Origin of the sequence: Olivibacter sp. EAT-5, from assembly GCF_044784325.1 — a bacterium.
Taxonomy (GTDB): domain Bacteria; phylum Bacteroidota; class Bacteroidia; order Sphingobacteriales; family Sphingobacteriaceae; genus Olivibacter; species Olivibacter oleidegradans.
This window is the reverse complement of record NZ_CP173028.1, coordinates 1,116,092-1,140,279: the sequence shown is the minus strand read 5'-3', so window position 1 is coordinate 1,140,279 and position 24,188 is coordinate 1,116,092. Positions and strand designations below refer to the sequence as shown.

Annotated in this window: 24 protein-coding genes; 9 read left to right on the top strand and 15 right to left on the bottom strand. The window is 44.7% G+C overall.

Features of this window, described 5'->3' with window-relative positions; all coding sequences use genetic code 11:
- Window positions 1-49 precede the first annotated feature (49 nt).
- From ACH11B_RS04690 to ACH11B_RS04680, 3 genes are all read left to right on the top strand, one after another.
- Complete coding sequence (locus tag ACH11B_RS04690; RefSeq protein WP_377611888.1) at window positions 50-4,414, top strand: CusA/CzcA family heavy metal efflux RND transporter; 4,365 nt, start codon at window positions 50-52, stop codon at window positions 4,412-4,414.
- A gap of 6 nt (window positions 4,415-4,420) precedes the next feature.
- The gene (locus ACH11B_RS04685) at window positions 4,421-5,575 is read left to right on the top strand and encodes an efflux RND transporter periplasmic adaptor subunit (protein WP_377476581.1); all 1,155 of its coding nucleotides are present in this window, start codon (window positions 4,421-4,423) and stop codon (window positions 5,573-5,575) included.
- 141 nt (window positions 5,576-5,716) lie between these two features.
- Window positions 5,717-6,502, top strand: a complete 786-nt coding sequence (locus tag ACH11B_RS04680; protein WP_149105061.1) for a DUF2711 family protein — start codon at window positions 5,717-5,719, stop codon at window positions 6,500-6,502.
- Window positions 6,503-6,687: 185 nt separating this feature from the next.
- Here the strand turns inward: ACH11B_RS04680 and ACH11B_RS04675 are convergent, their stop codons facing one another.
- From ACH11B_RS04675 to ACH11B_RS04660, 4 genes are read right to left on the bottom strand one after another with little or no spacing between them, the layout of a single operon-like run.
- Window positions 6,688-8,277 (bottom strand): MFS transporter, encoded by a 1,590-nt coding sequence (locus tag ACH11B_RS04675; protein WP_377611886.1) that lies wholly within the window; start codon window positions 8,275-8,277, stop codon window positions 6,688-6,690.
- A 2-nt stretch (window positions 8,278-8,279) separates the two neighbouring features.
- Window positions 8,280-9,326 (bottom strand): HlyD family secretion protein, encoded by a 1,047-nt coding sequence (locus tag ACH11B_RS04670; protein ID WP_377611884.1) that lies wholly within the window; start codon window positions 9,324-9,326, stop codon window positions 8,280-8,282.
- Between the two features lie 10 nt (window positions 9,327-9,336).
- A complete protein-coding gene (locus ACH11B_RS04665) occupies window positions 9,337-10,671 on the bottom strand; it encodes a TolC family protein (RefSeq protein WP_377611882.1) in 1,335 nt (444 codons plus the stop codon).
- On the bottom strand, window positions 10,658-10,915 hold the full coding sequence (locus tag ACH11B_RS04660; RefSeq protein WP_013664189.1) for a hypothetical protein: 258 nt from the start codon (window positions 10,913-10,915) through the stop codon (window positions 10,658-10,660). The genes ACH11B_RS04665 and ACH11B_RS04660 overlap by 14 nt, the downstream gene beginning before the upstream one ends.
- A 91-nt stretch (window positions 10,916-11,006) precedes the next feature.
- Between ACH11B_RS04660 and ACH11B_RS04655 the strand changes: the two genes are divergently transcribed.
- Window positions 11,007-11,828 (top strand): AraC family transcriptional regulator, encoded by an 822-nt coding sequence (locus tag ACH11B_RS04655; protein WP_049795133.1) that lies wholly within the window; start codon window positions 11,007-11,009, stop codon window positions 11,826-11,828.
- Here ACH11B_RS04655 and ACH11B_RS04650 read toward each other — a convergent pair.
- The 9 genes from ACH11B_RS04650 to ACH11B_RS04610 form a co-directional block, all read right to left on the bottom strand.
- Window positions 11,792-12,394, bottom strand: a complete 603-nt coding sequence (locus ACH11B_RS04650) for a DoxX family membrane protein (protein ID WP_130854921.1) — start codon at window positions 12,392-12,394, stop codon at window positions 11,792-11,794. The genes ACH11B_RS04655 and ACH11B_RS04650 overlap by 37 nt on opposite strands.
- Window positions 12,395-12,549: 155 nt before the next feature.
- The gene (locus ACH11B_RS04645; protein WP_377611879.1) at window positions 12,550-13,050 is read right to left on the bottom strand and encodes a hypothetical protein; all 501 of its coding nucleotides are present in this window, start codon (window positions 13,048-13,050) and stop codon (window positions 12,550-12,552) included.
- 121 nt (window positions 13,051-13,171) lie between these two features.
- Window positions 13,172-14,056: a DUF4350 domain-containing protein gene (locus tag ACH11B_RS04640; RefSeq protein ID WP_149105054.1), complete on the bottom strand. Its 885-nt coding sequence runs from the start codon at window positions 14,054-14,056 to the stop codon at window positions 13,172-13,174.
- Window positions 14,049-14,729: a hypothetical protein gene (locus ACH11B_RS04635; protein ID WP_377611877.1), complete on the bottom strand. Its 681-nt coding sequence runs from the start codon at window positions 14,727-14,729 to the stop codon at window positions 14,049-14,051. The genes ACH11B_RS04640 and ACH11B_RS04635 overlap by 8 nt, the downstream gene beginning before the upstream one ends.
- A gap of 135 nt (window positions 14,730-14,864) precedes the next feature.
- Entirely contained in the window at window positions 14,865-15,353 is a 489-nt protein-coding gene (locus tag ACH11B_RS04630; RefSeq protein ID WP_377611875.1) for a hypothetical protein, read from the bottom strand.
- A gap of 207 nt (window positions 15,354-15,560) precedes the next feature.
- Window positions 15,561-16,358 (bottom strand): AraC family transcriptional regulator, encoded by a 798-nt coding sequence (locus ACH11B_RS04625; RefSeq protein WP_207303716.1) that lies wholly within the window; start codon window positions 16,356-16,358, stop codon window positions 15,561-15,563.
- Between the two features lie 327 nt (window positions 16,359-16,685).
- On the bottom strand, window positions 16,686-17,654 hold the full coding sequence (locus ACH11B_RS04620; RefSeq protein ID WP_377611873.1) for an alpha/beta hydrolase family esterase: 969 nt from the start codon (window positions 17,652-17,654) through the stop codon (window positions 16,686-16,688).
- Window positions 17,651-18,025 (bottom strand): hypothetical protein, encoded by a 375-nt coding sequence (locus ACH11B_RS04615; protein WP_130854929.1) that lies wholly within the window; start codon window positions 18,023-18,025, stop codon window positions 17,651-17,653. The genes ACH11B_RS04620 and ACH11B_RS04615 overlap by 4 nt, the downstream gene beginning before the upstream one ends.
- Window positions 18,026-18,182: 157 nt before the next feature.
- Window positions 18,183-18,488 carry a hypothetical protein gene (locus tag ACH11B_RS04610; protein WP_130854930.1) on the bottom strand — a complete coding sequence of 102 codons (306 nt, stop codon included), beginning with the start codon at window positions 18,486-18,488 and terminating at the stop codon, window positions 18,183-18,185.
- 194 nt (window positions 18,489-18,682) lie between these two features.
- Here ACH11B_RS04610 and ACH11B_RS04605 point away from each other — a divergent pair, with 194 nt between their 5' ends.
- Together ACH11B_RS04605 and ACH11B_RS04600 are read left to right on the top strand one after the other, a co-directional pair.
- Window positions 18,683-19,684 carry a sensor histidine kinase gene (locus tag ACH11B_RS04605; protein ID WP_377611871.1) on the top strand — a complete coding sequence of 334 codons (1,002 nt, stop codon included), beginning with the start codon at window positions 18,683-18,685 and terminating at the stop codon, window positions 19,682-19,684.
- A complete protein-coding gene (locus ACH11B_RS04600) occupies window positions 19,681-20,448 on the top strand; it encodes a LytTR family DNA-binding domain-containing protein (protein WP_130854931.1) in 768 nt (255 codons plus the stop codon). Before ACH11B_RS04605 ends, ACH11B_RS04600 begins: the two co-directional genes overlap by 4 nt.
- A gap of 255 nt (window positions 20,449-20,703) precedes the next feature.
- Here the strand turns inward: ACH11B_RS04600 and ACH11B_RS04595 are convergent, their stop codons facing one another.
- Both ACH11B_RS04595 and ACH11B_RS04590 read right to left on the bottom strand, forming a co-directional pair.
- Entirely contained in the window at window positions 20,704-21,567 is an 864-nt protein-coding gene (locus tag ACH11B_RS04595) for an SDR family oxidoreductase (protein ID WP_377476569.1), read from the bottom strand.
- Between the two features lie 77 nt (window positions 21,568-21,644).
- Complete coding sequence (locus ACH11B_RS04590; protein WP_130854933.1) at window positions 21,645-22,214, bottom strand: Crp/Fnr family transcriptional regulator; 570 nt, start codon at window positions 22,212-22,214, stop codon at window positions 21,645-21,647.
- Between the two features lie 284 nt (window positions 22,215-22,498).
- Here ACH11B_RS04590 and ACH11B_RS04585 point away from each other — a divergent pair, with 284 nt between their 5' ends.
- The 3 genes from ACH11B_RS04585 to ACH11B_RS04575 all read left to right on the top strand — a co-directional run bounded on the left by ACH11B_RS04585 (window position 22,499) and on the right by ACH11B_RS04575 (window position 24,125).
- Window positions 22,499-22,684 (top strand): hypothetical protein, encoded by a 186-nt coding sequence (locus ACH11B_RS04585; RefSeq protein ID WP_377611869.1) that lies wholly within the window; start codon window positions 22,499-22,501, stop codon window positions 22,682-22,684.
- A gap of 275 nt (window positions 22,685-22,959) precedes the next feature.
- Window positions 22,960-23,616 (top strand): hydrolase, encoded by a 657-nt coding sequence (locus ACH11B_RS04580; protein ID WP_377611867.1) that lies wholly within the window; start codon window positions 22,960-22,962, stop codon window positions 23,614-23,616.
- Complete coding sequence (locus ACH11B_RS04575; RefSeq protein WP_377612022.1) at window positions 23,571-24,125, top strand: nuclear transport factor 2 family protein; 555 nt, start codon at window positions 23,571-23,573, stop codon at window positions 24,123-24,125. Before ACH11B_RS04580 ends, ACH11B_RS04575 begins: the two co-directional genes overlap by 46 nt.
- Window positions 24,126-24,188 lie beyond the last annotated feature (63 nt).

Sequence of the window (24,188 nt, the reverse complement as noted above, 5' to 3'; positions counted from 1 at the left end):
CCGCCGTAAGGGGGCCGGTATGTGTTTTCATGTATTTACTTCAAATTCCATGTTAAATAAAATCATTCAGTTTTCAGTTAAAAATAAACTGGCAATTGGTATATTCATGTTGCTGTGGGTAGTTTATGGCGGCTACCAGATCACCCAACTACCCATCGATGCCGTTCCGGATATAACCAACAACCAGGTCCAGATTATTACCACAGCCCCGTCCCTTGGTGCAGAGGACGTAGAACGATTAATTACATTTCCGATAGAACTAGCAATCAGTAACGTTCCGGGCATACAGGAGAGCAGGAGTATGTCCCGATTCGGACTTTCCCTTATCACGATTGTGTTTGACGAAGGTACCGATGTTTACTGGGCGCGCCAGCAGGTTACTGAAAGGCTTTCGCAGGTAGAAATCAACGAAAATGCCAATGTTCCGTCCCTTGCGCCGGTAACTACCGGTTTGGGCGAAATATATCAGTATGTGTTAAAACCCAAAAAAGGGTATGAAGATAAATTCACCTTGGCTGACCTCCGCTCTACACAGGATTGGCTCGTAAGAAGGCAGCTATTGGGTACACCCGGCGTAGCTGATGTCTCTACCTTCGGAGGTGAACTTAAGCAATATGAAGTTTCGGTAAACCCGGCAAGGCTCAAGGCACTCAACCTAACTATAAGCGATATCTTTACCGCTCTGAGCAGAAATAACCAAAATACCGGGGGTGCCTATATTGAAAAGGGCCCCTCCGTTCTATATATTCGAAGCATTGGCCTTACCAAATCAATTGAAGACATCAATAAAATCGTAGTAAAGAGTAATGGCGGGCAGCCCATACTCATCAGCCATGTAGCCGAAGTCCGTTTGGGTTCAGCTATACGTTATGGAGCATTAACCATGGCTGGTTTAGGGGAAGTAACCGGCGGCATTGTGATGATGCTCAAAGGCGGAAACTCTTCCGAAATTATCAACAACGTTAAGCAACGGATCGCTGAGATACAGAAGACCCTTCCTGAGGGATTAGCGATCGAACCTTTCCTTGACCGCACCAAGATGGTTAACAACGCTATCGGCACCGTAGAGCACAACTTGCTTGAGGGTGCATTGATCGTCGTGCTCGTGCTGGTACTCTTTTTAGGGAATCTACGGGCGGGATTAATTGTAGCTTCTGTTATTCCCTTATCCATGCTCTTTGCCATAACCATGATGAATACCTTCGGTGTAAGTGGCAATTTGATGAGCTTGGGGGCCTTGGATTTTGGACTCATTGTAGACGGTGCCGTCATTATCGTTGAGGCAATTCTGCACCATCTTCATTTTTCTAAAAAATATAACGATGTCACTAGTATTTCGCAGGAGGAGATGAACTGCGAAGTAACCAAGTCCGCATCACGCATGATGAATGCGGCCGTCTTCGGTCAGATCATTATCCTGATTGTATATTTACCAATTCTTTCCCTTACGGGGATAGAGGGAAAAATGTTCAAGCCAATGGCTCAGACCGTGGCATTTGCCATTCTGGGAGCCTTTATCCTTTCGCTCACCTACGTGCCGATGGTAAGTTCGCTGTTCATCAGTAAAAAGATAACGCATAAGCCGAATCTGTCCGACCGTATCATGACACGGATAGAAAATGGGTACCGGCAAATGTTGGAGAAGGCTTTATCGATCCGTCGGTCGCTGGTCATGTTCGCGTTTATATTGTTCGGTGTGTCTGTGTTTATGTTCATGCGCATGGGCGGCGAGTTTATACCCCAACTTGAAGAGGGCGATTTTGCCGTCGAAACCAGATTATTGGTGGGCACCAACCTTAGTACCACCATTAATGCCATTGACCGTATCGCCGAAACGTTGCAAGCGCAATATCCCGAAGTTGAGAAAGTGGTGTCGAGAATCGGCAGCGCCGAAATCCCGACCGATCCTATGCCTATTGAGGGGGGAGACATGATTGTTGTGCTGAAGCCGAAATCAGAATGGACCAGCGCGGAAACTTTTCCGGAGCTTGCCGGTAAAATGGCTGCGACTGCACAGGAAGTTATGCCTGGTGTAACCACCGGCTTCCAGTATCCCGTTCAGATGCGGTTCAATGAGCTCATGACCGGCGCAAAACAAGACGTTGTTTGTAAAATCTTCGGTGAGGACCTCGAGAAACTAGCGATCTATGCCGATCAGCTGGGCGCCATTGCAAGAACGGTGGATGGAACAGCCGATCTTTATGTTGAAAAAGTGACCGGTATGCCTCAGATCGTCATTGATTTCAACCGTAGTGAGATCGCTAAATACGGCATGGATATCGAAAGCCTAAACCGTACCATCAACGCAGCCTTTGCCGGTGCCGAGGCTGGAAAGGTTTACGAAGGTGAAAAAAGCTTTGATCTGGTGGTAAGAGTTAGCAGCGAGGGGAGAAAAAGCATAGAAGATGTCCGTAACCTGCCCGTATCTACCCCTATGGGGGTTCAGGTACCGCTCTATCAGGTGGCCGATATACAGGAGATCGAAGGGCCAAATCAGATACAACGCGAAAATGCGCGCAGGCGGATTATTGTGGGCTTCAATGTACGGGGACGTGACGTACAAACCATTGTTGAAGAACTCCAGCAGAAGATTGGCGCTAAAATGAAGTTAGATGCAGGTTATAGTATAACCTACGGGGGGGCTTTTGAAAATTTGCAACAGGCTAAGAGCAGGTTGAGCATCGCTGTCCCGGTTGCGCTTTTACTCATTTTTGTAATGCTATATTTTGCGTTTTCGTCCTTTAAAGAGGGCGCACTGATCTATACTGCCATACCATTGTCAGCCATCGGCGGAGTATTTGCCCTAACCTTAAGAGGCATGCCCTTCAGCATTTCTGCCGGTGTCGGATTTATTGCCCTCTTCGGCGTAGCGGTGCTGAATGGGATCGTGCTGATTTCCGAATTTAACCGAATAAAAAAAGAAGGCGTAATAAGCGATCCGAAGCAGCTCGTGATGACCGGAACCCGTAACAGGTTACGTCCGGTACTGATGACAGCGGCGGTAGCTTCGCTCGGTTTTCTACCCATGGCACTCAGCAATGGCGCCGGGGCGGAAGTACAGCGGCCTTTGGCCACGGTGGTGATCGGAGGGCTTATAACAGCCACCCTGTTAACATTATTTGTCCTGCCTTCACTGTACCTGCTCTTTAACAGAACCGCTAAGCTCAACATGAATAAAAGTTTAAGTGCGATCATTGTATTTATGTTCCTTGCTTATCCGGCTACCGCACAGGAGCAGCCGGTAAAAATAAGCCTTGACAGCGCGTTGAAGATGGCAATACGGAATAATAGGCAATTGCAGAGTACACGCATGGAACAACAAGCCGTTGAAGAACTGCAGCACAGCGGGTTCGATCTGCCTAAGACGCAATTGTCCGGCGATTACGGGAAATTTAACAGCATATACAATGACAATAGGATCGGCGTGAGCCAATCTTTCAACTTTCCCACCGTATATACTAATCAGAAAAAGATGCTGCAGGCAAACTTCGAAGCCTCACGTGCACAGACTAGGTTGAGCGAGCAGGAGCTTAAAGCCAGTGTCAGGTTTGCATTTTTCGATTACGCTGTAATGAATAAGCGGAAACAGCTGCTGCTCTATGCAGATAGTATCTACCGATTATTCGAGGCCAAATCACTGAAGCGTTTTGAGAGCGGCGAGGCCAATATCCTGGAAAAAACGGCATCGCAATCCCACAGGCAGCAAATTACCAATCAGCTGAATATGCTTGAAAAAGACCTTGCTATTGTGAACAAACAGTTTAATCTGTATTTACAGGATAGTATGATGTACGTTCCCGATCTCGCGCAGTCGAAAGTTGCTGTTGCTCAATCATTAATAGATGATTCCGTTGTGACCGGTGAGCTTCCGGCGGCCGCGCTGGCCAGACATGCGGAAGAAGCTGCCCGCAGCCGGTGGCGGGTAGAGCGTGCCCGCCTTCTTCCAGATCTCACAATAGGTTACAACAACCAGAGTCTGCAAGGAGTTCAGAATGTGAACGGGCAGGATGTTCTTTTCAGCGGTAGGGATCGCTTCAATTATTTCAGCGCGGGAGTAAGCATTCCATTGTTCTTCAAAGCGCAATCGTCTAAAGTAGCGGCAGCGAAGCTGCAATGGCAGAGTCAAATAAAAAAAGCTGATCAAGTTCAATTACAATTACATGCTGAAATTACGAACGCCCGCGCTCAGGTGCAGAAATTTGAGGAGAGTCTCGCATATTACGAAAATCAAGGACTTAACAATGCAGATTTGATCATTGCTACGGCAGACCAACAGTTTCAGGGTGGAGAAATCGATTATCTACAGTGGGTTATCTTGGTAGATCAGGCCATCACCATCAGAAACGAATACATCAATATGCTCGGCAGTTATAACCAGGCCGTTATCCAATTACAAAAATTAAACGATCAATAATTTAAAATGAAAGCATTTATATACAGTTGCATCTGCCTTTGGTTTCTGGCGGCATGCAGCAATCAAAATAAGCAAGAGACGGAATCGACTAGCCAAAAAGACAGTACGATCAGTCCTATTACTGAAACTGTACGACTCACTTCGCAGCAGCTAAAAAGCGTCGGCATCGAAGTCGGCAACCCTGAGTCGGGCAGCGTAAGTGGCAAGCTTACACTGCAAGGAGCAGTAGAGGTGCCGCCCCAGAATATTATTAGCCTGAGCTTTCCTATGGGAGGGTATCTGAAATCCACAGCGATGTTACCCGGAACACATGTGAGCAAGGGACAAGTGTTGGCCATCATGGAAGATATGCAGTTTATTCAATTACAGCAAGATTACCTAACGGCGAAGACCGACTTTGAGTTGGCAGAAAAGGAGTTTATTCGTCAACGTGAACTTAATAGCAGTAAAGCAAGCAGCGATAAAGTCTTCCAGCAGGCAAATGCCCAAATGGAGCGCCAAAGAATTTTAATGAATGCGTTGGGTGAAAAACTAAAGCTGATCGGTATCAATATCAATAACCTGAACGCATCCAATATATCTAAAAGTGTAGCGGTATTATCGCCCATCAATGGTTTTGTGTCCAAAGTAAACGTAACGGTCGGCAAATATACTGCTCCAACCGATGTACTATTTGAGCTGGTAGATCCGCGTGATATCCATTTGGTATTAAACGTATTTGAGAAAGATTTGGCGAGCGTGGCTGTTGGCGAGCAAGTAGCCGCCTATTCCAATAGTGAACCGGATCGAAGATTTGATGCCGAAGTCATCCTGATCAATAAAACACTTGATGCCAATCGCATGGCAGAGGTACACTGCCATTTCAAAAAATATGACACCTCGCTTGTGCCCGGCATGTTCATGAATGCCGAAGTTTCAATCAAGGATATGCCGGCACTTACCGTACCGGAGGATGCGGTTGTCAGGTGGGAGAACAAACATTATGTATTTGTGGCCCAAAACACCGGAGAATTCCGGATGGTGGAGGTAAAGCCAGGAATGCTGAATGATAAACACCGGCAAATAGAGAGTAATGAGATTACGTCGGCATCTAAGGTGGTGCTCAAAAACGCATATACATTACTTATGAAAATCAAGAATACAGAAGAAGAAGAAGGTTGATATTCACAGGTATTGCCGTGTTTAAGCGGCTGGGAATTAGCGAGAAACCGGTTTTAATCCGATAAGGTGGTACTGAGCTTGCAGTTCAACTCATCTCCGCGAAAAAGGCTAAAAAATTAATAAATTAGATGACTGATAATCATGGATATTTTTACAGAAAATTTTTTATACCCCGAGGAGAACAAGCCATTGTTGCAGCATTTCTCCTCCTATTTTGATGCGGTCTATATCGGTTTAATACCTTTCTTTAAGCTGAATAATGCGGAGGTGTCCAGCCGTAGTAAAGCATCTAAAAAGGTTCTTTCTTTAGAAGAAGCACAACAGCAAAATCCAATTCTAAATCGCCTTCGTCCAAGCAAAACACGCGTCATTTATGCCAATGACGAAAGTTATCCATCCGACAAAGAAATATGCCATGGAGGCAAGCCCGTGACATGGAAACAAATCTTGAATAAAACAAGCCTAGCTGACTATAAAGAGCTTAATCGAGCATTGATGACTTCGGTTGGTGCCTTGAGGCAAGAGTTTCAAACACCAAAGGCACTTCAAATACTGAAAGACTATACTGAAGGTGAAGGGATCTTTCATCCTACCGAAGGGGCGTTTGATGTATTTACGAAGCAGCAAATTTATAAGCTTTTAAAAAAGTATGATTGCTCCCAAATTGTGGTGACAGACGAATTTTATGATGAAACCAAAGAGCTGGACATAGTTGCTTTGGATGAAACATCCTTTATCAATCAAATCGGGTTTAAACACTATTATCTTTATCCGCAAAACAAAACGATTCTATTCACCATCAGTTGGGATTATTTTTTCTTTTTTATAGCGATCGATAGCTGCAAGATAAATCCAAATGAAATTGAAGCCAACTTTGAAGGATTTTGGGCAGCGGCAGAAGATTCGCATTTATGGTACCGGAAGTAATGTGTTATTCATGCATTCAGCGGTTTAGTGTAATAAACCGCTGAATGCATGACCGATTCTACTCCTCAACTGAAAGATAAATATCAATCTCAGCACTTTACCAGTATGGCTTCTTTCACCATAGACCTCGAAATCAAAACAGAATTTCCGATTAAGATCTAACTTCCAATCTTTTTCTAAACATGCTAATACGGTATATTTCCTTTCATTAATCTAAGTATTACCTGTTGAATCTGTGGAAACAATAAGAGGATCACAATAATGCATACTACACCCAGCAGCATCAAATCATAATAATCCCGGGTAGCACGAGCCAATATTTGTTGTCCTACAAATTGATTAAAATATCCGCCCGAAACGCCTTTTGCGATATACCCGTCATTCCCCGCATTCATATATTGGTTTTGAATATCCAGTAAAGTAACAGGTAATTGAGGATTCGTTTCAGTCAATGTTTCCCGAATCTTTTCCCTAACGGCCGATTTGGCAAACAATTGAAGTTCATTATTGAGCGCCAAGCTCATTGTAAACCCGGTGAATCTCGCCAATATTCCTACAAGTGATGCATTGATCGCAATCTTTGGCGGTGCTGTAGATGCAGTAAATGAAACAATTGGGACAAATAAAACGCCTGTGGCTACACCATAAATAAACATAGGCAGCATTAAATCCATTGTTTCACCCTGTACAGAAACAAAAAGAAGCATATACGCATAATACAAGGCCATAAAACCAAAACCTACGATGATGATTCTTATCAGGTTAAACCCCATTAGTATAAACCGGGAGGTGATAAACATACTCAGTACAGTTCCTGAAATGACGGCTATCCAAATAGGGATCGTATTGAGCGGATCATTGCCTAAAATAACTTCAAGATAACCATAAGCAAGCCCGGTACTTCCTTTGAAAATATAAAACGCAAAAAGCAACAGTAACCCAATTACAAAATTCTTGGCCTTAAAAATTTGCAGGTCGATCAATGGACGTTTAAGCTTTGATTCTCTGACGATAAACAGCGTAAGAATGGCTAAATTACCCAGACTAAGCAGAACAATTAAGCAGCTATCATACCAGCCCAATTGCCGACCGTAAACAAGGATATAGCCAAGTATTAAAATAAACGAAACATAAAATAGATAACCGACCCAATCCACCTGATAAAGTGGTATCTTTTTGGTAAACCGCGCTTTGCTATCCATGGTCAACAATACAAGCAGCGTGAGTACGATGAGTATGATAATGAGACCATAAAATAGCCAGTTGAAATTATAAAAATGAAGCACTATACTGGAATAGATGGAATAAAACGGGATAGCGATCTGTATACTTCCGTAGAGCAGACTATAGGCAATTACCCGTGCACGTGTCGACTGCAATCTTGGAAAGGTGAGCTGTAGGACGATTCCGGACATCAATGCGCAGGTAATACCTTGTACAAACTGACAGATCACAAACAGTGTCCAGTCTTTGGAATGAAAACAGATGACGGAACAGAGGGCATTGATAGCAAGCGCTATTAACAAGTATTTCCTCGGCGCAAAATACTTCACAATGCGAAAATCCAACGCCAAAAAGGCTACGGTTGAACCATAGAGAAGCACCATGGCATATTGGACATCTGTAGCTTGTACACCATAAAAACCCATTGCCGAAACGGGACTGCTATAGTAGGCGAAACTGAACAGGCAGGTCATTAAAATGGCAAATATTACGGATCTTGCCATCCATTCAGAAACCCAAGGTTTGAAAATCGGAATTTTATGTGCTTGCATACTTAATCTTTTAAAACGTAAACATTGGCATTCATTCCGGCAGAGAGTTTTGCTAATTTTTCAGCTGTATCGGTAAGTTTGATACGTACCGGGATGCGTTGAATGATTTTGACAAAATTGCCGGTGGCATTGTCCGGTGGCAGTAATGAATAACGCGAACCAGTGGTAGGCGAAAGTGATTCGATAAGACCACTGAACTTATCATTCGGAAAAGCATCCACTTCTACCGTTACGGTTTGTCCCACCTTGAAGCTGCCCACTTGCGTTTCCTTGAAATTAGCGATCACCCATTTTTCTTCTGCGCCGTTGACCAAGAATGCCAGTGTTTGACCAGGTTGTATCAGTTGCCCTTCCTGAATGGTCTTTTTACCGATTTGTCCGTCAAAAGGGGCCGTGATTACCGTATATCTAATGTCCAGTTCCTGTCTTTCAAGTAGCGCTTCCTTGATTTTTATCTCTGCCTCTATCGCTTTACGCTGCGCGCCGAGATCGTCTAACTTGGATTCGGCTACCTGCAAGGACGCCTTTGTCTGCTTATAATCAGCTTGTGTGATCGCCAAAGAGGCGCTGACATTATCGAATTTTTGTTGTGTGGTAGATTCATCCGCCAGTAGATTTTTATAACGGTCAAATTCTCTTTGCTGCTGGTTCAGCCTCGCTTTTGCTCCTGCCAATTGTGCCCTTATAACCTCAATGCTTTTGATTTGTGTTTCTTCATTCGCCGTCAAAATAGGTAATTTGGCATGCGAACTCATTAGTTCGGCCAATGCGGCATCTCTTTTTAGGCCATATTCATCAAGTTCAATAACCACAAGTGTATCTCCTTTTTGAACCTGCTGATTGTCTTTATAATAAATCTTGCTGATATAGCCACCTACTTTTGCATTAATGGGTGACAGATACGCATCCACCTGTGCATCATTCGTCTGTTCGTAGCGGTATCCCTTAAAGAAATAGACGGCTCCCCAAATGACGATCGCGATGAATAAGACGATGCCAAACCATTTCGTTAGGTGGACGATCAGTTTATCGGTTTTATTTTTGTTCATGATATTTATATTAAAGAATCCCTACGATTGCCTGTAGTCGGATGCGGCTAAGTTTTACGTTTGTTTGTGCGGTTGTTAAACTAAATTTTGCTTCCAGTAAGGTGTTTTCAGCCTCTAAAAGATCGGTCAGGAGTGATTCCTGATGGAGATAACTGTTCCGTATGACCCGAACCGTTTCGGTTGTTTCGATGATGTTTTTCGCTGCGGTTTCTACGCTCTCCAAAGCCTGTTGCCGTTGCAGATAAGCTTCTTTTACTTGAAGGGAAATTTCATCTTTTTTAATCTTGGCTTTTTCTTTTGCCTTATTATTTACAATCCCGGCACGAGCAACGGAATGTTTGCTTTTATATAAATTATCGATGGAAAATTGCACTTTGATCCCTGTTTGGCCAAATCCCCATAGATCATTCGAGTAAGGGTAAAAAGAAATCTGCGGATAGGTATAATTGTAATAAGAATACAAGGAAACTTTTGGCAAGAGGGTAGCTTTTACCTGTTTGATATTTAACTCGCTCTGGTTGATGTCGCTTTTGACAATTCGGTAGTCCGGCGATTGGTTGAGTGCAATGTCAATATAAGCCCCGAAACCGAAATCTGTGATGCTATCCATTTCAGCATTGTTTTGATAGGAGATTTGCAATTCCTCTTCGTTATCACGTCCCATAAAAATGTTCAGACGTTGTTTTGCGATATCGATCTTCTTTTCAATATCCGATAGATTTAATTCAAGTTGCGACAATTTTACCGAGGTTCTCAGCACATCACTCTTTAGCACAATGCCGTTTTTGTGCAAGCTTTCGATCAGTGATAATTGTTTTTGCTCCGCAATAATTTCAGCAGCCATAAAATCCCGAAAGTGTAACAATTTATACAGATCGAAATAGGCCACGGCAACATTGTATTTTACGTTGTACTTTTGCAAGTCAACTTCATATTGCCGACGCGCCTCTTCTTCTTGCTTTATCTTGATATTTCTTCTGTCTTTACCACCATTAAAGATGTTAACGTTCAAATTATAACCCACTCCGTAGCCATAGCCTTTTACAGGCACATCCCTCGGGGAGGAGAAAAATCCACCATCATAAATAAGGAATTTGGAATTGAGTTTTACATCTCCCCCTACCGAAAGCTCCGGTAGCAGGTGGTCTTTGGCCTCAAGTTCTTCCAATTTGCTTTGCTGAAGATTTAAGGCTGATAGTTTAAGTTGTCGGTTATTTGTTTCAGAAAGCTTCCATATTTCTTCCAAACTCATTACTTGAGTAGTTACTGCATCTTGGGCACGGAGCGATGATGCCGACAGCCCTAGTACGACTCCCAGTATCGCGATCGACCTATATGTTTTCATGAATTTTATTTTTGTAACTGTTTTTATGTTCTCTTTTCTTTACGAGCCAATGCTTTACCATTTTTCTTATTTCATCATAGATAATGGTTAAATCGATCATAGGCACAAAAGGATAAGAATAAGCCAGCCAGTAGCGATAAAGCGCGTCCATTTCTTCTGCCGAATGAGATTCTATATTATCAGCGATTTTATCTTGTGCCGCAAGCTCAATGTTTTGATCAGGACTTTTGATTTTTTGTTTCATAATGATGCTGCTTTATTTACTAGGCAAAACTATTCATGCCGGCAAAGTATCGTTTTATATAATTAGCCTAATATTTGTTATATTTGGCCATATGGAGGTTCTGAACCAACTGATAAATGCTGTTGACCAAAATCCTGAGTCTATTCTGGTGATGCGACAGCAAACCGAACAGCGTTTGCCTTCACATCAACATGATAAGGCTCAGTTGTTATTGGTTTATGGGGGAATTGCTTACTTGCAAACAAACGAAAGGGACTTCTATATTCCGTCCAATCATTACATCTGGATACCGAAAAATTATCCCCACAACCTGATGTTTAATACACAGGATCTATATATTATCAATATCTATTTTCCTGATGGAAGATCCAGTGGTTTTTACGATGAGTTGGGCATCTATCCGGTGAGTAAGCTACTATCAGAAATGCTTGCTTTCAGCGAAACATGGCAGGGCGATTATTATCAAGGTTCTTGGGAGTTTGAATTTATGACAACATTAAAGAAGCTGCTGTCCAAAGAGAATCTTAAAAAATTTTCAATTCAGCTTCCCACTACTGACGATCAGCGGCTCAATGCAATTATTGATAATTTGAGAAATCGGTTAAATGAAAACCTTAGTTTAGAAGAGACGGCAAAGCTATCGGGGATGAGCGTGAGAAGTTTGACAAGATTATTTCAGACAAAACTCCGCACTACCTTTGTTCAGCATGTGAAAATGTTGCGGATTATTCGAGCTATGGAATTGATCAAAGACTCCGACCTGAATATGACGGAGATTGCTTATGAAGTTGGGTATTCAAATATAGCCGCATTCAGCAATAATTTTCGGCAATTGACCAATATGAGGCCTACCCAATTTAAAGCGCAACGTATATTTCAAAAGAGTGCTTTAATACCATTCCAAAAAGATTGAGGATGAGTTACAGCAAAGTATATTATTTTCAATACTCCTGGCGCAAGTTCCAAGGCTGGAATAAATAAAATAACAAGTAAATAAGAAATCGCTTTTTGATTCTCAGAACGCATGGGTTTTATGTTTGATACAGTTTTCCAGACCGGCGTTAGTTGATTTTTATAATAAAACAATAAAAGGCCGATATAACACAAATAGCCAGTTAATCGGAAGGCAAATGCAAGTTTGAGACCGTAAGGCATAATCGTCAGATCAATAATCAAAATGTTCAGAACAATAGGGGCGAGCATCAGTGCCCCTATGATCATCGTTCTGTTATACAATAACATCAGAGAGGCTATAATTTGAGAGACGCCTATAAATATTTTGAAAGGCTGATGATCAAACAAGTACCAGGCAATTTTAAACAGGCTCAGATCCTTGATAGGTGTAGCCAGTTCTTTTTCGGTCAAATTACCGAACTGTCCGCCAGACAATTTTCCCGTTCCGTATGAAATAAAAATAAGCGCTAGTAAAATACGGATTGATAAGATAATGAGATCCGATATTCGTCTTTTTTGAATCATAAGTATTAGGGTTATAAGTCATTTTGGAGTATTTCCTTAAAGATGCAATTTTTAGTCAAATTTCATAATTGGAGTACTAAATTTCTTGTTTTATGATGTTCGAGGCCTACTCCTTTTATTTAAATAAATTTAAGGATTAACACTTCAAAAATTCACTATTCAGCTTTCCAAAAGATGTCCTGCCATTTTTGGATAGACATCTTTTTAAGTTCATCATCCGGAAATTCAGCTTCTATCATAGCGAACCAGTCATTGCTTTCCTGCATCAGCATCAGTATCGTGGTATTCTTGCCAGCGAACTGATAAAGCCGACGATTTTTACCTCCCTTTTCTTCCTGTTTGATGAGCATCAATCGGCTATCCGGATTATAATTCTTAAGGTTTTTCTCAATGCCATCAGCTACGCCGTTCATGTTCATTAATTTACTGCTCGTTTGGGTAATGATGATTTCGAAGGGGTTGGAGTTGTCTTTGGTGTCTACGGCATCGTAATAAGTTATTAAAAAACCTTCCTCATCTTCTTTCCTGATATGGAACTGATAGACGTCTGAAAGGGTGGTGTCTAACTGAAGAGATTGGGTATAAGCACTAGAAAGATTGATAAACATTAGCGAAAGCAAGATGATAAATTTATAAAAGGACATTTCAGTTCCCATAGTTATTTTCAATAATCTCCATTGCTATTCTCCCGGATTTTGAAGAATGATGGCGCTTGAAGTACAAAAATAGTTTCATCAGCACAAAGATCATATAGCAGATTTCAGGGATATCGCCTCTTTATGGTGTATCCAGCCAATGAAGGATGTTTAAAAGAAACCGAGCGTTCTGCATTGCATCAGGGTGATTCATACCTCGTTTTTCACTTTTGATCCCTCTTAAGATTGCGTAAAACGGACCGGCATCGGCAATTAGACATACCCGCCCACGCCCACATTGTAGAATAGCACTGTTTACTAAACCTTTACCTGATATTTTGGACCCATCAGACGCAAGCGATACTTCGTAGTCTTCGCCCAACGACGAAACAATAATGGCGTCCGGTGGCGGAACAAATCCCGTTCCTACCCAAAAGCGGATGCTGTCTATTGCAAAACCGGCTGCATCGGTGACCGGATTGCCCGTGAGATTGCCTCTGTTACGAGAGAAGATTTCAGGCTGGCCATCCTTACGCTGTGCAAAACCATTGATGAGGGCAAAGCCAAAGCGGGCAGCCAGCTTACCGGCGGACCCGGCAGCAGGCATCTGGTCGGTGATAAGGAAAAGCGAGCCGCCGCGCTGCACCCAATCGTATAAAGTTTCCACTTCTTCGTCGGTATAAGCGCTACCTGTCTGGGCACCCCAATTGTCCAGGTCGTGCAATGCATTGACAGTCACAAACACACGGGCATCCGTCAAGGTTTCTGCAGTAATGGCTTGTCGGTTGGTCTCCAATTGGTAACCATCCGCTTCCAGTACCTTGGCAAATGCAGCATACTGCCCCTTCAGCGTGAAAGGGTTATTGTGCCCCTCATCATAGCGAACAAGGGGGCCTTTCCCATTTTTATATCGAGCGTGCTCCGTTTCAAACCGAAAATTCGGGTCAGCAACACTTTGGGCAAACAGGTAGGTAACTGGCATGAGCAGCCAAATCAAGAGCATCGATTTAAACATCCGCTTATTCATGATCTATCCTTTCCCAACGATCTGATTCAAAACAGATAAGTTCTTTAACAGTACCATTTGCGAGGATGAATGTCAGTGGAAAGGACAGCTCCTCATTAAGGAAATCCGTAGGGGAGAAAGCTTCAAACACGATGGTTTTGTTATCCCATAGTTGCTCTACAGCAAGTTTATTGCCCTGCCTTGTTACATTGATTTCCATATTGTTGTCAGTCTGAAGTCGATATCGCCCCAAGAGCGGCATAAGTTGGTCCGCGGTAAGCGAAACATATTGCGTAGGGTTGAAGAAAACTTTTTCCAGCATTACCCGGTTAAGAATCTTGGCCTTATCAATTTTTCCGTCAGTGCCTCCGATAAATGCAACTTGGTACGCTTCATCACGTGACTGGAAGGTGAGTGATCCCGTACGCTGTAAGGGATAAGTCCGTCCATCCCATGCCTGCTGCGCTATAAATTGGCCGTCCTGATCAAAAAACCGGATATACGCAACTCGGTTTGGAAAGCGGAAATAACCGGATAAGTCATCTAAGGATACGCTATCGGTTTGAAGTGGCCTTATTTCATGGAATACATTTCCTTTTTGCGGATTCACGGTGTAGCTGCTAAGCATAACTAACCCCACGGCTACAAGTGTGCAGGCCTTTAGCGATCGATACTTTACTGTTTTTACATTCATATCATTTTTTTGTTTTAATGATGCAATAATCAGTATAAGATTGGTAAAGGTCGTTCGGCTGGATACAGATGAACAAATTCACGGTGATAACTAGGAAGCGTTTGATTTAAACTTTTGTCAATAAAAAATTCAGGCTTACACCACTTTATTTATGCTCTTTTGCTTCCTGAATTGCAAAACAGAACCGATCACAAACAGCACAAAAAGGATGAGCAGGGTTCTTCCGATTAATGGGTCTTGCGGTCCATTGGCCAACGGATGACCTATCGGGATACGGTTAAAAGTTTCATTAACCGTTGGAATCAGGGACAGGAAAAAGCTGAACGTAAGAAAAAAATTCTCAATAAAACGCGATCGATTGTTTCCCGATCTTTTTGCGTAAAGATAGTACGCCACCGAAATCAATATAACAATTAACAGTGCAAGAATATGCCCCGGATTGACGCCTTTAACACTGGATAGTCCTAAAGCTGTTAACGATGTAACTAAGGTGAAATAAAAATAGATCTTGCCACTCAATTGGCTGAGATCTATTTTACCTCTTCTTATTAAAGATACAATGGCGGCAATAATAGCTGCTACACCTATAACCGTATGAAAAATACCTAAATGTGATAGTCCCATGAGTTTAATTTTAAAATTTAACAATTATTAATAGTGCAAAATTAAACCGTCCGAAACCGGATGAATTTGTAGATTAGGCCAATTATTTGACAATTTGGTTCAAAAATCGAGGTAAGCTTCGTTTGCCACGCATTTTGCGCAAAGGCATTGATAGAAAACCGCATAATAAAAAATGCTGAAATGGGATGTTAAGGCCCATACCCTTTCTCAGCCTTCTTTTATTTTTAGGCGGAAATTTGAGGGGGAAACGTTATATCTGTCGTGAAAACTTTTCGTGAAATTTGCCAAGTCATTGAATCCACAATCAAACGCAATGTCTGTAATCCGTTCATTAGAAACCGAAAGCAATTCGGCAGCCCTTTCCAATCGTTTCGTTCGGATATAATTGGCAGGCGAATCGTCGTATAATTTTTTAAATTCCCTTTTAAACGAAGAAACGCTCAAATTGGCTTTTTGCGCCAGATCCTCTACACCGACTTGTTCAAATAGATTGGCTTCTATAATCTGCTTGAAGGTATAGGTTGCAGGCGAGAAAAGTTGCGATAGGATGACTTGTATCGTTTCCGCATCTTGCGTTTGCGATAATAAAAGTATGATTTCCTTTAGCTTCAAAACCAAAATTTCATCATTGACCAACGATGGATTTTCAAAATAAAAGAGCAATCCTTCAATATATTTATGAATCAAAAAGTCGTTGTTGATTGCCTTTCTGGACTGATTAGTTACCCGATTAGCTGGCTTAAAGATTAGTGGGATTTCTTTATCGTAAACTTTTTTCAGTATATCCGGATGGAAAGTGACAATAACGATCTCACCTTCGCTATCCGAACCGGTATCATGTATCTGTTTGCCCGAGTTGATGCAGTTAAGCAACAAGGAGTGATGGGTAGGTATCTTCAACTGATCGTCTGCTGATTGGTATTCCATCTCACCTTTCAGCATATATAAGAAGCAAGCCTGCTCGGCCACGGGGAAGGCAAACTCAAAAGGTGGTTTTAAGTCCACTTTTTGGATAAATGTCTTCCCGAATAAGTCGAATTTTTTGTAATCAGTAACCACTCTTAGATAATCCTTTAAATATCAGGTAACTTAACTAATATGACTTCGATAGCCTATGAGATTAAACAAAGCATGCCCATTCAACACCAAATCAAAGATAGATAAAAATGTTGAACGGGACATTGCTTGCTAGTATGTAAAAACCTATTGGTTTTACCCGATTACTATGAAACCAGTAGTGCTTCTGAAGTTATAGGTACTATCAAAACTTTTGAAATTAAGCAGTTTTGTTCCGCTTCTGGTATCCCGTGCGATTCAGACCAAAATCGCACATTATGGGATGCGTAAGCGCTCAAAAAAATTCCATAGCAAATCGTTTGCATCTATCGCAGCGGATGGCGGTGCAGCACCGGGCCGTACCTGCTCGCCTCCCGGCCATGAGTGGCCGCCGTCCGCGGTGACATAGTGCATGATAAGCGGCGAGCCGGTTTCATCCACCCACTGCATCTGTGTGTATCGGTCGTTATCAACAACCACCTGGGCGTTCGGCAGGCAACCGTTCCGTTTCGCCCATACGTTCAGTACCGAATCAACCGGTGCGAAATGGTACCCCAGCGAGTTTGTGCCGCCTTCATAGGGGACAATCTCATCCAGCACGGAGTGCAGGTGGATGATAGGCAGCGGACGCGATTGTTCGGCCGGAGGGTCGAACACCATCGTGCAGCTCACGGGCGCTATGGCGGCAATCTTTTCAGGAATCTCCGCAGCCAGCCGGTAGGCGAGCATTCCGCCGTTGGACATGCCGGTCACATAGATGCGTTTGGCATCGATGCGGTATGTCTCGATCAATCTGTCGATGAGCTCGCTGATGAACTCCACGTCGTCCACATGCTCGCGCATCGCAAAATCGCAGCACGATCCGGCATTCCACGTACGTATGCCGAGACGGCCATCGCTCCTGACGCCGTTGGGATAAACGGCTACGAATCCCGCTTCGTCGGCTTTCTCAGAGAGATGGTAGTGACGGTCAAACTGTACTGCACTGCCTCCCGTGCCATGCAGCCCGATGACCAGTGGAAACAGGGTATCGCCTTCTTCATATTGGGGCGGCAGGTGCACATTGAACGTGCGTGCACGGCCGCCTACTGTCAGGGTATCCCAGTCGACAAGGCGCTCCCAATCCATCCAATCTCCCCATGGGTAACGGGGAGCTGGATCGGGCGCTTCGTCAGCACATCCACCAAACAAAAAAAATGGCAGCACTATCAGTAGCGCTAAACGGATATATCTCTTCGCGTTCATGATTTTTTGCGACTTTTTAATTCACTCCTCATCTCTTTCTGCATCGCCTTGTAGCGTTTGTACTGATTCCCGTCGAGCACCTGCTTCATTTGCTCATCGCGCGTTTCGCTAAGCGTTCGATACATTTTGAACTTCGACAATTTGGAACCGTTCGATGCCTTGAGCCCGGCCAGTCCTTCGAAGTATGTGGCATTGATTGATTTCACTTGCTCCTGCTGTTGGTCCGATAGATTCAATTCGGCCCGGTATTGCTCCATCTTAGCCAACAGTTCTTCCTTCTGCTCATTGGTGAGCTTCGATTGTGCGAATGCACCGGTGGTAAGGCCACTGACGACCAATATTAACACCCATTTTAAGACGTTCTTTTTCATATGATATTACTATTTATTGATGCAAAGCTCGAAGGAATCGAAACATGTTTAATATAAAATGATGATGAAACGGACAGATTGCCCAATGAGAGGGAACTGTGTCCGTAGCAAATCACCGGCCGCTTCTATCCTGTAAGATGACTCTTGCATGCTATGATTAAGGTTTGTAAATGACAGTCTTCCTTCGGACGACCGTTGTTGACGACAGCGGCTGAACAGGGAAGGGAGCTACTATTACCGGCTTTGGCGTTATAATCACCGGAGCCGGCGCTACCACTACCGGCCTTGGGGTTACGATCACACGGGGCAACGGCCTTACCACGGTCATTCTTGCCGGCGGAAGCGGAGCTACAACCACCCGGCGCACCGGCCGTCTTACTACAACAACCTGTGCATTTACTTCGGAGACGATGGTACCCAGTACCAGTGTCAAGGGGATAATTAGTTTCTTCATGATATTCATATTTCTGTTATGGTTGTTTCGACATTGCGGACCCGAGGAAGTAGACCACTTTGGTATGAAACGGCCACATATCGAGATGAACAGGTCATTACCGAACATAGGATTAGCCTCACAGCTTTCCGTTCATCGGCCTTTTTGTCCGTTTGATTATCACGGGTAAACCTTCCTGTCTGCCAAAACAGTACCTTTGTACCATGAAGCGACTATACCCCCTCACCGGGTCTATTATTTCTTTGTTTATTGCACTCCTAGGCTACGTGCTGCGCAGCTACCGGGAAGAAACAGCTTCCTCATTGCTCACTTTTGCCGGTTCTTTTGTTAACGTATTCCTGAGTTGGCTAGTGATACAAAGTGTCATACAGCTAGATAAGCCACGGTGGCACGGGTGGAAAGCCGCTATTGCCATTGCAGCATGCATGTGTATTTCGTTAGTTGTTTTTTATAGCATTCAGGATATCGGTGAAATCCGCGGACGGGTAGCAGCACTACCACGAGGCATGCGCGTCGTATATTTTTTACTCCTGATGCGGGGGATGGTATTAGGCGGGTTCCTGTATTATATCGTCTACTTGTTACGAATGGCGGAAGTGACCCAACGGTCTAGGTTAGAAAACGAACGGCTGAAAAAAGAAAACCTGCAGGCGCGGCTCAGTCTCTTGCAGGAACAGGTGAGTCCACATTTCCTGTTCAACTCGTTGGGCACACTTCAAAGTATGATCAATGAACGCGCACCGCGCCAATTTATCCAACGCCTCGCTGACGTATACCGCTACCTGCTGAATAACCGCATGGCCGATCTTGTATACCTCCGTGCAGAGCTTGATTTCGCCCGGTCCTACCTATATATCCTTCAGGAACGGTTTGAGCACGCTTTGTTCGTAGATATCGACATCACTGAGCAATTCCTCGACATGAAACTACCGCCCATGACCTTGCAAGTGCTCATCGAAAACGCTGTCAAGCACAATGTCGCCGATGTCGAAGTACCCCTGCACCTGCAAATCAACGCCACGGATACCAACCGGCTTACCGTCAGCAACTCCCTGCAACCGAAACCTACACAGGGAGACAGCCTGGGCACCGGATTGGACAACATCCGCGAGCGCTACCGCCTGCTAGCTGGTCAAGAAATCGAGGTGTTGAAAACCGCTCACGCATTCACCGTATCCGTTCCTCTGTTAAATGACCCGCTATGAACATCCTGATCATCGAAGACGAAACTAAAACGGCCAAGGCCTTGAAAGCAATGATAGAGCGACTCGGTGACGATTTGCATGTCACAGGCATCGTCCCATCCGTAAAAGCTGCTATCCAATGGCTGGGTAATCAGTCCACACCGGAACTCATCCTTTCGGATATCCAACTTTCCGATGGATTGAGCTTCGAGATCTTCCGCACCGTCCAGCCTCCCTGTCCGGTTATTTTCTGTACCGCCTACGATCAATACGCCATACAGGCCTTCGAGGCCAATGGTATCGACTATTTGCTAAAGCCCATCGATGAAGATAAACTAGCCAGGGGCCTACGCAAATATGAGCAGATGCGGCAGTTGATGGGGGGCCGAGTGCAGACTATCCCGCCCGGATTGGAAACCCTCCTTAAACAACTGGTGCATCCTGCCTACAAGTCTAGTCTACTGGTCTTCAAAAACGAGAAAATCATTCCCATATCCACCAAAGACATCGCATTTGTCTACTCGGTTGGAGGCATTGTACATGCCTATACCCAAAGAGGCGAAACGTACCTGATCCAAGAAGTGTTGGACGAGCTGGAGTCTATACTGGACCCGTCTCTGTTTTTTCGTGCCAATCGGCAATTTATCATCAACCGTGCCGCCGTCCAGATGGCCGAGCACTTCTTTAATCGAAGGCTCATCGTCAAGTTGAGTGTCGAAACTCCTGAACGGATAGTTGTAAGCAAGGTAAAAGCCTCAGATCTACTCGCTTGGCTGGCCTCGTAGTTAAATTGCAGTATCCAAGCAGACCTAGTCATTATTGACAAGGTAAAATTGCATTACAAAAAAGAGATGCATTTTGCGAAACAACCCAATTATTTGGTGATTCGGTTCAAAGCACAAAGCATTATTGTTGAGTGATCCGGTTAAGGATCTGAAGTAATTCAGTTGGTTTGGAGAATTATGAAATCAACCGATGTCCTTCAATCAGAGGGACACCGGGGGATCAGGGCGGCATAAAGCCTGAGGAGGGTAAGACGTTTAAGCTAAAAGCTCCCTAAGACCATAGGCTTCCATGGTCTTATTAAATTCGATCTGCGTGCCTTCATTGATGGCACTGATGAACTGTCCTGTGGTTGGGTCGACCACTGTCCTTACCGGTCGTTCACCTTTCGGCATGCCGATCAGTTTAACTACGGCGTCGGCGATGTACTGCGGATCCGGCTTATGCGTCTCAAAAAGCTGGCCGATAGCTGCGAAGATCTTTCCTGGATATTCTTCAAGCGCTCTATACCCTTCGGCGACAGCGGTATCGGCACCTGTCTGCACTTTTGAACCCATTTCAGTGGGAAAGCCACCCGGTTCAAGAATGACCGCATCAACGCCTAACGGCCTGAGCTCATAATAAAGACCCTCGCACAGCCCTTCCAGACCGAACTTCGAGGCGCAGTACATGGTGAAGAACGGGAAGCTGACCCGGCCAAAACCGCTAGTCACGTTGATGATCAGACCCTCTGAACGCTCACGCATTCCGGGCAGAGCGAGCTTCATCAGTCGCCATGGACCGATAACGTTAATGTCCAGCATACGCTGTAGATCGGCAGCTGTGGAGGTTTCACCCACGCCGAACATGCTTGCACCTGCATTGTTCACCAGAACATCAACCTTTCCTTCTATGGCAATGATGCTGTCGAAAGCTTTTTTGACACTCGCTTCATCGGTTACCTCTAGGTCTACCACGGTAATGTTCTCCACCTGGGACAGGGCCTGTGCCTGTGCTGCATTTTTGCTTGCTGTATCTCTCATGGTGGCATAGACCTTATGCCCCAGAGCTGCGACACTTTGAGCGGTCAGCCAGCCGAACCCGCTGTTGGTCCCTGTGATCAGTACGACTTTTTTACTCATTTTTATTAACGCTTAGATATCGATACAAATATTGGGATCTGGCGTTCAAAACTGTTTATCATATGGTAAAAAATGAGCTAACGCAGATTTTTTCTGATCCTGCTAAGCGATTGCTGCGTGACGCCGACATAAGAAGCAACGTAGGCCAGCGGTATGCGGGTGACCAGAGCGGGAAAGCTTTCCAGGAATGACAGATAACGCTCCGTAGCGTCGTTGGAGACCATCGGACTGCGTCTCGACAACGATTCGTTCAGGCATTTTTTGACCATTTTGGTCTCTATGTTGCTCCAGGTTATGATCGTCGCCAGCAGATAATCCCAGTCCTCCTTCGTGAACACGAGCAGTTTGCAATCGGTGACGGTCTGTATATATTCAGCCGAAATGATCTGCGCCTCGAACCTCGGAAAATCGGTAATGAACTGGCCCTCGCCGACAAAATAGTGGGTGACCTCCTGACCTTTGTTATCGTAGTAGCAGAACCGCAGAACGCCTTCCAAAATGTAGCCAATCTGCTTCGGCACTTTACCGGCTTCGGAAAAGTAGGTCTCTTTGGGAAATTCGACGAGTTTGGCTTTGCTTGTGACCATTTCCGCCTGCTGTTCATTCAGGGTATCGAATTGCTGTAAATAATCAAGGAGTTCTTTCATGTACTAAAGATCATAATAATTTCACAGGAAGTATTTACCATATGGTAAAAAAATGACGACGCTAAGGGGCTCAGGCGAGTATTACCTTGCCTGGCCAGCCGGATAATCCGTCGTTCATTCTGCAGGAACTGGAACCTTCACTGGCAGAACCATTCAGACACCCAATAGGGATACACAAAACAGCGATCTGGTTATTCCGTTCCAAATACGACGCATTTAAATTTGCGTGGTACGGGGCAGAATATACCAGACATTATTATTAAACATCAAAATTAAATAAGATCATGAAAAACACGCCTGCTAAGGAAAAACCGGGAAACAGAAAAGAATTTATCAAAGTGGCGCCAAATGTGCGTCTCCACGTGACAGACCTCGGCGAAGGGAAACCGCTGGTGTTGATATGCCGTCACGCAGTCGCCCATCACCCTAAAAGACCCGCAGCATTGACCAGAACCAAAAACGGAGCATAGCGGTTTGATGAGCGCAGCCCGGCTGACAGAATCGGTGAAACGTCGACATAAATCTACGACTTTTAAAGGCCTATGTCATCTTTTCACGCTAGCCGAAACAAGTAGATTTGTGGCAACGACCGGAAAAGCGACATACGTGAAAACGAACAAATTTACTGTCCGGCAGCGGACCATCGCCCGTAGTTCACTGACTGGCCATTACAGGCCGGAAACACCCAGGTCTATGCAATCTATGAGAATAGCTATTGATAAATAACCATATATACTATCAGATCATGTCAAACATTCAAAAAAAGGGCCTTGACGCCCTGTTACGGCCGGAAGACAGTATCCTTGTACTGATCGATCACCAGCCTTTCCAGTTCACCAACCTGAACAGCCACGACCCTGCGGTCATCATCAACAATGTGACCGGTCTTTCCAAAGCGGCTAAAGTGTTCAAGGTACCTACCATCCTGACCACCGTGATCGAGGAGCGCGGCGGACTGATCATCAAACAGCTGCAGGAGCTTTTTCCTGATCAGAAACCGATCAACCGGACCTTCATCAATACCTGGCAGGATCCCGCTGTTACCGATATCGTTGCCGCAAGCGGCCGTAAACAGCTGATCATCGCAGGTCTTTGGACGGAGGTCTGCGTGGCGATGCCGGCGATCCAGGCGGTGGCCGAAGGCTATGATGTTTTCGTCGTTACCGATGCCTGCGGCGCTGTTTCAAAGGAAGCGCATGATATGGCGATACGCCGTATGGTGCAGCATGGCATCACGCCAATTAACTGGATGGCGGTCGCTTCAGAATGGCAACGTGACTGGGCACGTACAGAGACCGCAGGACAACTGGCCAGTGTGCTGTTCGAGAATGGCGGTGCCAGCGGAGTGGCATTAGCGTGGGAGCTGCAGTTACTGGCTACACTGGTGCCGGCAGAGAAATAGCCGCCGTGCAGCGGCATGCCGGACCGAACGGCATGCCGCTTGCTTCTAATTCGTTTAACCTTCAACACTTACTGATCATGCGCTATGAACTATCCCGGATCATGGAAGAAAACCTCGATCAGGTCTGGAACGAAAAGGACCCGGCAGCCAGATTGAAAGCCATTGAAAAGATATACAGCGAGTCAGCGATACTACATCACGTAGAGGACCAGGTGACCGGCTTTGACGCCATCAATGAAAGCGTTTCCACAACACAAAAGGTACTGCCTTCCAATTTCGTGTTCACTAAACAGAGCCCCGTTATCATCAATAACGGGATCGGCAGGCTGGTTTGGGGCGTGGGCCCGGCGGGGCAGCAGCCCGTCGCCACGGGGATGGACATTGTTCAATTCCATGATGGCAAGATCGTGGCACTGTTCAATTCCATGATAGCAAGATCGCGGCACTTTACGTGTTGCTGGACAGCGGTCCGAAATAAAATAGCATTGGACAGCCATCGCAGACAGTAACATTAATCAATAGAACGGAGAACCTTATCTCGTCCGCCACGGCGAGAAGCAACAGTTGTATTT